General features: G+C 56.0%; 11 protein-coding genes. 8 read left to right on the forward strand and 3 right to left on the reverse strand.

Features of this window, described 5'->3' with window-relative positions; translation table 11 throughout:
- Window positions 1-13 precede the first annotated feature (13 nt).
- Genes FRD01_RS18035 through FRD01_RS18060 form a run of 6 tightly spaced genes read left to right on the forward strand, consistent with a single transcriptional unit; the run spans window position 14 to window position 6035 of the window.
- Window positions 14-829: a c-type cytochrome domain-containing protein gene (locus FRD01_RS18035; RefSeq protein WP_146962121.1), complete on the forward strand. Its 816-nt coding sequence runs from the start codon at window positions 14-16 to the stop codon at window positions 827-829.
- A complete protein-coding gene (locus tag FRD01_RS18040; protein ID WP_146962123.1) occupies window positions 826-2148 on the forward strand; it encodes a hypothetical protein in 1323 nt (440 codons plus the stop codon). Before FRD01_RS18035 ends, FRD01_RS18040 begins: the two co-directional genes overlap by 4 nt.
- A 3-nt stretch (window positions 2149-2151) precedes the next feature.
- Entirely contained in the window at window positions 2152-3189 is a 1038-nt protein-coding gene (gene plsX / locus FRD01_RS18045; RefSeq protein ID WP_146962125.1) for a phosphate acyltransferase PlsX, read from the forward strand.
- On the forward strand, window positions 3167-4252 hold the full coding sequence (locus tag FRD01_RS18050) for a phosphatase domain-containing protein (RefSeq protein WP_146962127.1): 1086 nt from the start codon (window positions 3167-3169) through the stop codon (window positions 4250-4252). Before plsX ends, FRD01_RS18050 begins: the two co-directional genes overlap by 23 nt.
- A complete protein-coding gene (locus tag FRD01_RS18055; RefSeq protein WP_146962129.1) occupies window positions 4249-4614 on the forward strand; it encodes a hypothetical protein in 366 nt (121 codons plus the stop codon). Before FRD01_RS18050 ends, FRD01_RS18055 begins: the two co-directional genes overlap by 4 nt.
- Window positions 4611-6035, forward strand: coding sequence for a helix-turn-helix domain-containing protein (locus FRD01_RS18060; RefSeq protein ID WP_146962131.1), 1425 nt, complete (start codon window positions 4611-4613; stop codon window positions 6033-6035). The genes FRD01_RS18055 and FRD01_RS18060 overlap by 4 nt, the downstream gene beginning before the upstream one ends.
- Window positions 6036-6038: 3 nt before the next feature.
- On the opposite strand, the gene FRD01_RS18065 is transcribed toward FRD01_RS18060, so the two are convergent.
- Window positions 6039-7049: an alpha/beta hydrolase gene (locus FRD01_RS18065; RefSeq protein WP_249755723.1), complete on the reverse strand. Its 1011-nt coding sequence runs from the start codon at window positions 7047-7049 to the stop codon at window positions 6039-6041.
- Window positions 7050-7127: 78 nt separating this feature from the next.
- Window positions 7128-7961: a hypothetical protein gene (locus tag FRD01_RS18070; protein ID WP_146962135.1), complete on the reverse strand. Its 834-nt coding sequence runs from the start codon at window positions 7959-7961 to the stop codon at window positions 7128-7130.
- 190 nt (window positions 7962-8151) lie between these two features.
- Here FRD01_RS18070 and FRD01_RS18075 point away from each other — a divergent pair, with 190 nt between their 5' ends.
- Complete coding sequence (locus FRD01_RS18075; RefSeq protein ID WP_146962137.1) at window positions 8152-9039, forward strand: hypothetical protein; 888 nt, start codon at window positions 8152-8154, stop codon at window positions 9037-9039.
- A gap of 76 nt (window positions 9040-9115) precedes the next feature.
- Window positions 9116-10753, forward strand: a complete 1638-nt coding sequence (locus FRD01_RS18080; protein ID WP_146962138.1) for an ABC-F family ATP-binding cassette domain-containing protein — start codon at window positions 9116-9118, stop codon at window positions 10751-10753.
- Here FRD01_RS18080 and FRD01_RS18085 read toward each other — a convergent pair.
- Window positions 10750-13506: a caspase family protein gene (locus FRD01_RS18085; protein ID WP_146962140.1), complete on the reverse strand. Its 2757-nt coding sequence runs from the start codon at window positions 13504-13506 to the stop codon at window positions 10750-10752. The two genes, FRD01_RS18080 and FRD01_RS18085, sit on opposite strands and share 4 nt — an antisense overlap.
- Window positions 13507-13531: the final 25 nt, after the last annotated feature.

A 13531-nucleotide genomic window follows, 5' to 3' on the forward strand; every position in this document is an offset into this window, starting at 1 on the left:
TGTACGGGATTCGATGGGCGCGAAAAAACTGATCCTGCTAAGTGTGTTTTTGATGGGGTGCCCTGGGTTCGGAGACGAAGCACCTCCTGTGCTCGATGTTCCTGAGCTACCGGAGTGGAAGCGCGATGTCTTGCCGCTGATGGAGAAGTACTGCACTGAATGTCATTCCGTTCCAGCGACTCAGAGTGCGCCAGGCTATTTCAGGCTCGATGAGTGTGAGAACGCCGATGTCTCGGGCGCGAGCACGATGGCGGCCTTGAATGCCCTGAGGACATCACAGCTAAAGACCATGCCACCGCCGAGCTACCCGTTGCAGCCCACGGAAACCGAGCGAGAGATCTTTCAGCAATGGTTCAACACCGGCGCGCCGTGTGAGGGGCCGGGCGTGCTGCCGAACAATATGCCCAATAATCCGCCGAACAATTCCAATAACTCCAACAATTCGAACAACTCGAATAACGGCACGAACAACACGACCAACAATGTGGAAGGCGCGCCTTTTGATGTGGTTGCGGGGATTTTGGCCACCAATTGTGGAACGGCTAATTGCCACGGGCAAGCAGGCGGCAACGGAAATCTGGAGATTCCGGTCGGCGCTACGCCAGAACAGGTGCGGTTCGCGCTCGCGGGGAAAAACGTTGAGTCGGCGTCGTCGGTCTACTCAGCCGGGACGCCGTTTGTGGTGCCCACTCAACCCGAAGAGAGCGCAATTTTCCTGAGGATTAACTCGAATACCGCCGGCGTGCGCATGCCTCCGGCTGGCAATTTGGTGGACGCACAAATCGAGGCCGTCCGTACTTGGATCGAATCGGGAGCACCTTACCAGTGAAACACTTCTTCAAGGCGCTCGGCCTGGTTTTGCTATTCGTGGGGGTGCGCGCGGAGGCGCTCCCTGTCTATGCGATCAGCGCATCGAGCGCTTGCGATACCTGTCATATCGAGCCACTCGGCTGGGCGAACCCGGATATGTCGGCTCGAAGATGCACGCTTGATTGTGCGGGCTGCCACGTGTCACCGGCGGGCGGAGGACTTCGCACCCCAGATGGTCAGTACTATGGCAAAGAGGTGTTGCCCACGTGGGGTACGCGGCCAAGTTCGTTCGCAAATCCGATGAAGTACAAGCCCAAAGGCTTTCCAAAACGCGGGACGTATTCCCTAAAGGACGGGTTCTCCGGCTGGTGGCCGGGAAAGCGCGACCATACGACCATTGAAGAGCGGTATGGAAATATCGAGGCCGAACCCACATGGAATTGGGGCGGCGACTTCCGATTTATGGCGCTGAATCAGACGATCGGGGAAACAAGCGAGAACTACGTGTTCCCCATGCAGGCCGACCTCTACGGCATGAACGAGTCGGTCAAGGACCTGATTCTCTACGTCAGCGCGGGCGTTCAGGCGCGCAAAGACGAAGAGCAATTTGATAACGCGTCGTTTCGCGAGAATTTCACCATTCGCGAAATCTTCATCAAGTATCGGCTCCCCTACAATTCATGGGTTCGTTTCGGCCGCATCTCGCCGAGGTATGGTTGGAAGGTGGACGACCATTCAGCGTTCATGCGCAATGACCTCGGCTTTAACCAGTATTTCTCAGCGTTTGGGATGGATGCCGGATTTAACCCGAATTACTTCTACGCCGATATGTCGCTCTACTATCAAGGGCTTCAGCGCTGGCCTGGCGAGCGGCTTGAGCGTGGGATCGGAACCACGGCGAACGTGGGCTTTAGGGATTTGGGTTGGCAAACTGGCGCGAGTTTTGGGTACTTGAATCGTCGTCTGGGGTTCGACCAAGCCACGGCGGGCCTGCAGTGGGCGGTCAATCTGAACCCACTCGTCGTCTACGGTTCTGCCGACTTGAAACGTAACCTTTCGGAGATGGAAGGAATTGACGATTTCACCGGTTTCTACACGTTCAACGAGCTCTTCTTGGGGCTTCACCGCGGCGTCTATGGAAAGTTCAAGTACGAATGGGCCGACCCGAACATCCGAGTGCTCGACGACCATAAACATCGCGTGCAGCTCGGTCTGGATTGGCACCCGTATACGTTCGTTGATTTGGAGGCTTCGTATCGGATTAACTGGACACCACGTGTAGACTTTACGAACATCGCGTCTACAGAGGCGTTTTTCATTGCCCATATTTGGTTCTAAAACATGGACTCAATCACCTTAGCGGTCGATGCCATGGGAGGATATAACGCGCCGCGCGATGTGGTGGCGGCGGTTGCTGCCGCGTCGCGGCAAGGCTCGGGCGATGTCTTCTTCTTGTTGGTCGGCGACGAGGTGCGACTCAGCGATTTGCTCTACGAGTTCGGGCATAACCCCGAGCGGATCAGCGTCATCCACGCCCCGCACTATATCGGCCTGGGCGAGCCCGCACAGCAGGCTCTGGAGCGAAAGACGGATTCTTCGCTCGAGATTGCCTGTGAACTGGTGGCGAATGGGGAGGCCGATGGGCTTGTTAGCGCGGGCCATCCGGGGGCCGCGATTCTTTGTGCACGCAAGTACTTTCAGCCGCTGCCCGGAATTTCCCGGGTGGCGCTCGCCTCAGTCTACCCAACGCCCAGGGTGAGGGGCACGGATCGACTCGGGCTGATCTTGGATGTTGGCGCAACGCTGAGGGCCAGTGCTGAAGACCTCCAGAATTTCGCCTTGATGGGAAGCGCCTACGCACGGCTTGTGAAAGGCCTTGAGCGTCCTCGAGTAGCGCTCTTGTCCAACTCTAGAGAGGCGCGAATTGGGCCGCCTGAAGTCGTAGAAGCCTATGAGTTGTTGCGAGAGGACAAGCGCCTTAACTTCTACGGCAATATCGAAGGCGACGAGATTCCGCGCGGCGATTACGACGTCATCGTGTGCGAAGGTTTTGTGGGAGATGTAGCCCTCAAACTCCTCGAAGGTACGGGCGAGGCGGCGTTTGAATTGGCTCGTTCTGCGTACGATAAGCATCTTGCTTGGAAGACCGGCTTGAAGCTCTTGTCGGGCGGCTTGAAAAAGCTAAAGACGGCCATCGATTTTGAAGAGTACGGGGGAGCGCCGCTCTTGGGGCTCGACCGCGTGGTCATTGTGGCGCACCCCAAATCCGGGAAGAAGGCCATAGGCAATTCACTCAAACTTGCGATAAAGAATATCAGGGCACGCCTTCCGGAGCAGATTGCTCAGGATATTGCGGGTGCTGAAATTGAGGGTGAGTGACGTGGTGAGCCAGGATCCGGGCGATGTTCCGGTAGTCAGAATATACAGGTGGGACCTCGATAAGACCTATCTGAAGACCGAGTTTGATTCGATCAAAGATCTGATCCGAACGGCACTTCAAAAGCCCGAGGACAAGATCAACGTGCCCGGTGCCGTGGCCCTCCTCAAGGAAGTCAAGCGGCCGCGCCCAGAGTCCAGGTCCATGGTGACTTTCATCTCCGGTAGCCCCACTCAGATGCGCTCCATCCTCGAGAAGAAATTCGAGCTTGATGGCATCCAACCCGACGCTTTCATCTTGAAGCCTACTCTGGAGAATATCCTCAAGGGCAGGCTCAAAGCGGTCCGTGGGCAGGTCGGCTACAAGCTCGAGGCCCTATTGCGTGTGCGCTCAGACGCGGCACTTAGCGTGCCGGAGACACTCTTCGGAGACGACGCCGAACAGGACGCGTTCATCTATTCTGTGTACGCGGACCTTGTGTCTGGAAACATCGGCCTCGACGTATTGCGCGACGTGCTCGTTGAGGCGGAAGTCTACGCCACGACTATGGAGAAGATCATGCGTTATGCGGCTCATCTGCAGCCCGATGACGCCGAGGTCGACCGGATTTTCATCAATCTCGACCGGCGCTCTCCGCCCGGAAGGTTTCTCACGTTCGGTCCCAGAATCGTGCCGATCGTGAATTATTTTCAGGCTGCGCTGGTTCTCTGGGCCGATGAAACATTCACGTTGGACAATCTGGTGCATGTGGCTGGCGGCATGCTGAGTCGAGACGATTACGGAATCCAAGAGTTGGCCAATAGTTTTCAAGACCTATTGAGGCGTCGAGTCTTGACCAGTGCACATCTAGACCGGCTTGAAGCGGAGGTCGAGGTCTACGAAGAGCCCGACATCATCCCGAGCGGCTTTGTAAAACGCCTGATGACGCGAGTCAGGGCGCTGGCACCGCGCTCGGAGATTAAAGAGCGTGAGTGGGTAGGGCCGCCCGATTATATCGAGATTCTGCGGGCGGACCGCGCGCTCAAGGCTGCTGTGACCCAAAAATCAGCGGGGTTATTCGGGTGAGCTCTTCGCTTGAATGGCGCCTGAGTTTCGCGGACCAAACCTTGTCCGACGAGGCAACCTTGCGGCCAGTGTTGGCGTGGCTGGAGAGACTTCCCGGCATGGAGCCAAGCGCCTACGACTTAAACTTCATGGAGAATTGGCGGCCGTGGGACTTGGAGAAAGCCACCGTAGACGCGCTGACGCAACGGACACAGGTTTTTCGGGTTAAAGGCGGGGCGGAGGTGGTCGTGGCGCTCGGGAAGCACGACGAGCCGGCTACGGCGTTCTTAGTGGGCATCGACGTAGACGTGGCAGAGTGTTTTGAGTCGATTCCGAATCTTGTCCGACTTGTCTGCGGCGATAAAGAGTGGGAGCGGGTATGAGCTCCGGGCTTGGCGTCAAGATCCGAAACCTTCGAAAGAAGCAGAAGATGACGCAGGCTGGACTTGCAGAAAAATTGGGGATCTCAGCCTCCTACCTGAACTTGATGGAGCATGAACGTCGGCCGGTAAGCGCCGAGGTCTTGATCAAGGTTGCCGAGATTTTTGGCGTTGAACTCCGCGAGTTTCAACAAGGTGGCGTTCAGACTTTGATCGGGCAGCTAACCGAGGTCTTTTCAGACCCTGTCTTTGAGAATCACGAGATCGGAATTCAAGAGGTGCGTGAGTTGGCTCGCGCGGCGCCCGATGTGGGGCGTGCGCTGATATCCATGTACGAGGGCTACCAGGAGTTACGAGAGCAGATGCAGACGGTATCTGCGCGCCTCGATGAGGTGGAGGCTTCGGGCGTGGATTCGTGGCGGCTGCCATCCGAAGAGGTCAGTGATTTTTTGCAGCGACACGGAAACTACTTTCCAACCTTGGAGATCGCGGCCGAGACCTTGCGCAAAAAAGCTGGCCTGCCGAGCTCGGATTTGTTTGGGGCCTTGAAGGGCTATCTGGAGAACACGCACGGCATCGAGGTCCGGTTCGTGGAGGCCAATCATGCGGTCAAGTCGGTACGCCGGTTTGACCCCGAGGAGCGTGTACTTTTTCTCTCCGAGCTTTTGGCTCCGCACACGGTGAATTTCCAACTAGCCCACCAGATTGGACTTCTGGAGCACTCGCCGATGCTGGCGTCTCTTGTGGACGATCGCCATCTGACTACCTCGGATTCACGAGCTTTGATGCGCGTGGCTCTGGCCAATTATTTTGCTGGTGCAGTCTTAATGCCTTACGACGCATTTTTGGCAGCTGCGAAGTCTGTGCGCTACGACCTCGACATGCTTGGTCACCGCTTCAGAACTAGCTTTGAGCAGGTGGCCCACAGGCTGACAACCCTGCGGCGGCCTGGGAATCAGGGAGTCAATTTCCACTTTATGCGGGTGGATATTGCGGGGAATATCAGCAAGCGCTTCAGCGCCTCGGGCATACAATTTGCGCGCTTTTCCGGGACGTGTCCGCGTTGGAATTTGGTGGTGGCGTTTATGACGCCAGGGCAGATTCGCACGCAGATGTCCGTGATGCCGGACGGGCGCCACTATTTTTGTGTGGCGCGAACGGTGAATCGTGGTGAACGCGGCTTTCATGCGCCTCCAGCGCTGCATGCGATCGTGCTTGGGTGCAAGCTCGATGAGGCTCGCGAGTTGGTCTACTCGGACGGTATGGACTTGGAACGCACGGAGATGGCGGTGCCGGTGGGTGTGACGTGCCGCCTCTGTGAACGTATGGACTGCGAGCAGCGCGCGTTTCCGCCTCTTCAACGGTCATTGCATATCGACGAAAACGTTCGTGGTTTGACGTTTTATGCGTCGCTGAAAGAGTAGGGGCTAGAGGTCGCTCGTCGCGTGCTCCAACGCCCGATCAATGTAGGTTTTTGCGGAGTTTAGCACGCCGCCCATGGTGATGAAGCCGTGGATGATGTCGGCGGCGTCGTGATGGTGAACGTCCACGCCAGCCTTGACGAGGTCCTTGACATAGGCCTCGCCTTCATCTCGCAACGGGTCGAAGCCGCACGTTACAATGTAGGTACTCGGAAGCTCGGACTTGCGTTTGAAACGTCGCGGAAGTGCTCGCGGGTCGTTGGCAATCTCAAACTTGGAGGCGCCGAGATACGTGTTCGAAAACCAGTTGATTAGCTCGTGGCTCAAGAAGAAGCCCTCGCCAAACAGCTCACGCGAGGCATAGGGTCCTGCATCTGTGGTCGGGAAGAAGAGAATCTGTTTATACGGGGTTTGGCGCCCAGCCTCGACTTGTGCCTGCGAGACGTTGATGGAAAGCGTTGCACCCGCCGAATCCCCAAGAACCATGAGCCTTTTCGGGTCTACCCCAAAACTATGGTGCTGGTTCACAACGTGATTAAACGCCGCCACACAATCCTCGATTCCGCACGGAAACGGGTTCTCAGGTGCAAGCGAATAGTCCACGTTGAAGACGACCGAGTCAGTCTGGTGCGCGATGTACTTGGCGATGGCCGCGTGCCCCCTGGCACTGCCAATCACGAAGCCACCTCCGTGAAAGAATAAAATGCCCGGAGCATTGCGCGACTTCACATGATGTGGCCGATACACTTCGTAAAGGACGGGTCGTTTGCCCGGAACAAAGCCGTGATAGGTCTTCACCTCCCACGGAGCTTTGAGGTCCATGGTTTGCGTCGCCTCGTCGTAGACTTCGCGCGCCCGTCGAACCGTGAGCGTATGGAGCTCAGGCTGCTTAGTGGCCTTGATTAGTGAAAGTAGTGTGTGGGCTTGTGTGTCGAGCGCCGTGCCGCGGTCATTGACCGGTGGTGCCCCGAACATTCGTTGGGACACCCGAGGAGGCAGAACCAAAGTACGTCGCATGGCTTCGTACTGCAGAGATTTGATGGGTTTTGGTACTTCCATAGCGGCGGGAAGCTAACACTCAACGCCGACGATGTGTCAATCGTCGGATTCGGCGGTACCCTTCAGTTCAGCTTTGAGGGCCTTGATTTCTCTCCTCGCCTCTTGAAGTTCGCGAAAAACCTCTTCCGCAAACCTCCTTTGCTCTTCGGCAGCCTTCTTTTGCTCTTCGGCGGCCTTCTTTTGCTCTTCGGCGGCCTTCTTTTGCTCTTCGGCGGCCTTCTTTTGCTCTTCGGCGTACGTTAGAACGTTCACCCCATCTACATACATGAAATCAAACATGGTCTTCTCCAAATCTTCGGGTTTTATTTTATCGTTTATGTTTTCACTTATCAATCTCGCCGCCTTATCAAACTCTCCTGGAGTTTGGGGCAGGCGAGTGGTCATCTTCATCCACTCAAACTCAGGGGTATCCTCCAGAGCCGTGGTTGCGACGATGAAGATAGGGCCGCATTCCACCGATCCCCACCTCCAAATACCTTTGTGTGGAGTTGGTTCGAACATATTGGGCTCCTTGAGCACGCGTTCGGGCGTGCGATGAGACAGGATCACCATGGATGGGTGGAGCTCTGTCCGATTCTTTATCCGTGTTGTGAAGTACCGGTACGACGCATAGCCGATCTTCTCGCGACAGGATCCTAAATCGGACAAACTCACTGAGTTCGAAAAATGCTCAACCAGTACGTCTCGTCTGCACAAAAGACCTGCCAATGGTCCCCAATGGGCCACTGGATTCGGCATATGGAGTATCGCGTCCACTGTCCGGTGTTGGCGAAAGGATTCGTGTTTTCTGACTTCGCCGCACACCTGCAATGCGATGTTGAGGCACCATGCCTCGTGCGGCTTCGCCATTTTGGGCGTTAGCTTTATCATTCTATCCCCCTTAATCGGGTTTAGTTGGTTGTAATCAAAGTTACGGCGCCCAAAACTTGGGCCCGTATTCTTATTTTCGGACAAAATTCGAAAGTGTTGCGAAAAAACTTTAAATTTCTTGGGAGAACTTAGTTTCGGACAAAACTCGGATGTGTTGCTAAAAGAGGTTTTCAGAATAGGAAATCACCTCGTGAAGTTGATGCCGAAAGCCAGAAATCTCAGCGCCGTAGTCGTATTGGCAGTTTTCTTCAGCGCCAGGAGCGAGGCGAGTGCACAAGACTTGCGGTGGGAGTCCTTTACGGGGGTGTCTGTCAACCCTTTAGGCCTGATTCAGATCGGCACCTTTACGGCTAGCCACGAGCTTTACGAAAGCGAGAATCCCCTCTTTGCCTCGAATTTTGTGGATGCTTCGGCTATCGTGGCTTCGACTCCAGCCTACTCGATCGTGGGTGCACAACTCCAGCTTCAGCCTCTTTCGATTTTGCGGCTGCGGGCGAGGATTGAGGGTCTGGGCTACTTTGGAAACTTTGACCACGTCCAGAGCTTTGAAGATCTCGAGGTAGACTTTTCGGACTCCGCACTCGCCAGAAATGAGGACCATGCGGCCACGGTGGGCATGCGCTTTACAGGGAGCGCCCTGCTTCAGGCGAAGTTCGGCAAAGTTGCGGCCCGTGCGCACTTGCAAGCTGCCACGATGACCCTCGATCTCGCCACCAACAAACGCGTCTTCTACTCGCCCTATTTCGACCATATCCTGGAGTCTGGAAACTGGATTTACGTCAGTGATGCTGACCTCCTCTGGGTTGAAGAGCGGGTGGTAGTCGGTATTCGCCATACCGCGATGGTGGCGCAGTTCTCTCAGGATTTGGCAGCCTCGGATCCCAATGGCCCAACGCACAGAGTGGGGCCGCTGATTGTCTGGAAAGTTCGCGACGCCGAGGGTGAAACCGTAGATGCCATGAACCTGATTTTCCTGGCTAACTGGTACCTCGTTCACACCAACCGCACAGGATATGACACGCCGCAGTGGCTGCCCTATCTTGGCGTTGCGTTTTCGTTTGAGGGCTCGTTTCTCTAAGTCGCAGCAGACGGGTGGGGAGTTGACCCAACACTAAGGCCGTGATAGCCCGCGTGCGAAAACGCGGAGGTAGAGCGTGATTACAACGTCTGGTGTGATGGTAAATTTCGGTGGGTCTCCTCTTTTTGAGGATGTGAACGTCAAGTTCGTGCCCGGCAATTGTTATGGTCTGATCGGCGCAAACGGCGCGGGAAAGTCGACGTTTCTCAAGGTTCTTGCCGGGGATCTCGAGGCGAGCGCGGGTTCGATTTCCATTCCTGGAAATCTGCGACTTTCCAAGCTTGAGCAGGACCAGTTCAAATTCGACGAACAAAACGTGATCGATACCGTTTTGCAGGGCCACACCAAGCTTTACGAGGTCTTCAAAGAGCGCGAAATCCTCTACGCCAAGCCGGATTTCTCGGAAGAAGACGGCGCGCGCGCAGCTGAGCTCGAGATGGAGTTCGCGGACATGAACGGCTACGAGTGTGAGTCGGAAGTCTCCACGCTGCTTTCTGGTCTAGGTGTGGCTCAAGACCAACACTACAAGAAGATGGGTGAGCTCGAGGCCGGCGACAAAGTTCGCGTGCTCCTCGCCCGCGCGCTCTTCGGAAAGCCAGAAATTCTGCTCTTGGACGAGCCCACCAACAACCTTGATGTGCACACGATTTCGTGGCTTGAAGACTACTTGCAGCGCCAGGAGGCGTTGGTCATCGTAGTCAGCCACGACCGCCACTTCTTGAACAACGTCTGCACGCATATCGCGGATATCGATTTCAAGCGTATCAAGGTTTACGTCGGTAACTACGATTTCTGGTTCCAGGCAAGCCAGCTCGCGCTTCAGCAGCGCCGGGACGAGGCCAAGAAATCTGCGGACAAGGCCAAGGACCTCAAGGCGTTCATTCAGCGTTTCAGCAGCAATGCGTCGAAGGCCAAGCAAGCCACGTCGCGCCGCAAACTACTCGATAAATTAACGCTTGAAGACCTGCCGATCTCAACACGCAAATACCCGCACATCGTTTTTAAGTCGGAAAGAAACTGCGGAAAGATGGTTGCGGCCATCAAGGATCTTCACGTGAGTTTGGATGGGGAGAAACTCATCAACGGCATTAATTTCACGCTTCATCCCGGCGACCGTGTCGCTTTTGTGGGGCATGACGGGCGCGCAAAATCCGCGCTCTTTGATGTGATGGCCGAGATTTCTAAACCCGACTCGGGGGAAGTAGATTGGGGTACGACCATCACCAAAGCCTACTTCCCAAAAGAGAACGAAGAATTCTTCAAGGGCGTTAATTTGAACCTCGTGGACTGGCTGCGTCAGTTCACCAAGGAGCAGTCGGAAGAATACGTGCGCGGCTTTCTCGGGCGCATGCTCTTTAGCGGTGAGGACTCACAGAAGCCAGCCAAGGTCCTTTCAGGTGGAGAGCGCGTGCGCTGTATGCTCTCGCGCATGATGCAAACGGGCGCCAACGTCCTGATCTTTGACGAGCCTACAAACCACCTCGACCTCGAGAGCATCACCGCGCTGAATAACGCGATGAACGATTTCCACGAGGACAACGTGATCGTGTTCAGCTCGCACGACCGCGAGCTCGTCAACACGGTCGCTAACCGAATCATGGAGATCACCCCAGCCGGTCTAATCGACCGCTACATCACCTTCGATGAGTACGTGGAAAACCCCGAGATTCAAGAGATGCGTCAGCAGATGTACGGACGCGAAGAGGCGCTCTAGTCGATCGTGGTCAAATAGCCCACGTGACCAAATCCTGAAATCGGCAGCGATCCGCCTAGGTCAGCACGCGCGCCGCCTTCCAAGTATACACTCCATGGGGTGGTCCAACGCAAGCTTGCGGTGACCGGGCTCATGGTGGTGGTCTTGGAGGTCACTTTGCCAGAGCCGTCTTCAGCGACCGTCTCTTCGTCCATATCAAAGAGGGCGAAGAGGTTGAGCGCTGTATACGCATTGAGCGAGACTTGGCTGAAGATCCTCCAGCCGAGTGCGAAGTCGGCGCCCAGCAAGTAGTAGTTGAAGTCACCCTCGGCAGCCGTATTGTACCCGCCAGCCAATCCCATTCCGTAGAAGAAGTCCTCGTCATCTCCCATGAAGATGCCCGAGATTCGCATGCCTAAATTTGTAGAGTCGATACCACCGAGCGAGTCATGTGCGCCGCTGAACTCAAGGACCATGCCCCCGTCGTAGCTGTCCGCGTACCGCAACGAGAAGATGAAGCTTCCCACGGCGTCTTGATTTGGCAGATAACCTGACATGTACTGATAGCCGATAGCCATGGTGCCTTCTGACCATTCGCCCCATTCTGAGTCGCTCCACTCCGAGTCTGAGCTGCCATCCCCGAAAATACTGCTGATGGTGTTGTAAATCACGGGTGTGCCGTACTCGAGCCCGCCGCCGACCATCCACGCGAGTCCTTCCCATTCCGAGCCATTAAAGTCTTTGGAGCCCCAGATGAGGTTGCCGTCTCCACGCAGTTGCAAACCTCCGCCGAGGTGAAAACGTAGCGCGGCCTGGCCCGTGTAGCCGCTCATACCGTCGATGTCCGAGCCATAGTACTTCTGATAGCCAACTCGAAGCGGTGAGAGGCTGAAGCGCCCAGCGGTCAGGCGTCCAAGGCCGATGCCACCACCTAGCGAATAGGCGCTTTCCTGCTCCTCACTCGCGAGGATGTACGAAGGCTCGAAGAACGCCGAGAGGTGGCCACCGTAGCCGCCGAAGTTGATTTCGACGTTCCCTCGGACAACCTGGAGTGATTGGCGGTTGAATTCCCCTGGGAGGTTCATCTGAGAGTAGAATACGCCCAGAAGTGGACCGCCTGGTGCGTCCGCCCAGATATAGTCGTGCCAGAACGAGTAGGGCATCAAGCCTTCGTATTCTGCCTGAATGGTTTGCGAGCTACCTCCACCGATGCCTGAAACGCTTCCCTCCCAGACTTTTCCTGTAGAAACTTCCGTCACGCGAACCGGAATCTTATCCGCGCATTTCGCAAAATTGTAGGTGCCCGGGGCGCTCCCGAGGACATTGCCTTCTACCTCAACCTGACCTTGGAATGGCTCACCGTCTCGGTCGTTGGGCATGTTGAAGGTGACAGGGACGCTGCCTGCAGTCACATACGGCCGGCATAAATTGTGGCGCACCGCGTCTGGCTGTACGAACGAGATCAAATCCACCATTTCGGTCTCGCCGTATAGATTTGAATAGTTCGCAAGGAGTTGGGCTTTATTGGATTCATCCACACTCTCGAGCGGGAGAATCTTTTTGAGGCGCTCAAGGTCGGACGTCTTTTGCGAGGCAAAGTCTCGTCTCTGCTTGGAGAAATCTTCCCAGAGTTTGGAGCGTTTTACGGCTTCTTCCTTGAACGGATTGTTGCCCGTTGCCTCGGCGACTCGCTTCCATCCCTGTGCCGCCGCGTCGGGGTCTGTTTCACCCTGCGAGTCGAGTCTGAGTGCCTGATCGCGGATCACCAGGAGTTCTGCGTCAACGCTTAGTCCGATGGCCCCAGCGGGGTTCAAAACGTCAGGAAGGCTTGGAATATTGCCGATCGGAGACGGTCCTGGCACGGGAATAGGCTGGCCGAATTTGGCCTGTTCTCGTAAGAGGTCATAGATGCCCGGGTCCTTCTCGGCCACGCCCCGCGTCAAGACGAGGTCTGTCTTTCCGTGGATGGATGGGGTTTGGGTCATTCGGCCAGGGATGCCTCGAAGCGCGCGTTGCACATAGCGTTGGGCTGATTGTGCGGTGACGGTTTGGGTGGCGTCGGAGGCCCATCCACGAAGCGCCCCGAGCAAGAGATAGGAGAAAGCTGGTCGGTTTTCTCCGGGTAACGAACCCGCAAACTCGGACGCCTCGGCAGCCGTAATGACCACGGTATTGCTCTGAATCGTGGGCGTAATCTTGGTTGGAATGACCGGTTGTGCAGGGGCGAGCGCCGCACCGTCTGAGGCACGTCCGGAGAAACATGCGTCAACGATGAGCACGGTTTGAGCTTGAGGTCCGGTCTGCAAGATGTCGAGCAACGTCTGCTGAGGAACTCCGCGTGCGAACAAACTGTTCGGGTCTTGGCGTGCGTCTGAGCCCACCAGTAGCCCCTGCTTTCCGTCTTTGGACGGTGCTCCGTGCCCGATGAAGATAAACCAAACCGTGCCGCCCGGTTGAGCCGATTGGGACGCCAGAATTGCGAATCGCTCCAATTCTTCCTTGGTCGCCTGACTGTTCGAGACATAGTGCACGGTTGGTATGCCCAACGAGTCCGCGAAAAAGCGCTCCCAATCATTACCGTTCTGCGTAGCTCCAGCAACATCGGGAAGGAAGACGTAGTCCTCCACTGCTACGATGACCGCGATATCCGCACTTCCAGACTTCTGGACCTGTGCGGGTGCGCTGAGGGTCGGATAAGGGCCTTTGGCTTGAGCGCTCGTGGCACAAACCAAAAAGGTGAGAAGAGTCAAAAAGAATCGCGCTTGACCAGTCATACCATCTCTTTTGATTTTTGATTAT

Origin of the sequence: Microvenator marinus (assembly GCF_007993755.1) — a bacterium.
GTDB lineage: Bacteria > Myxococcota_A > Bradymonadia > Bradymonadales > Bradymonadaceae > Allomicrovenator > Allomicrovenator marinus.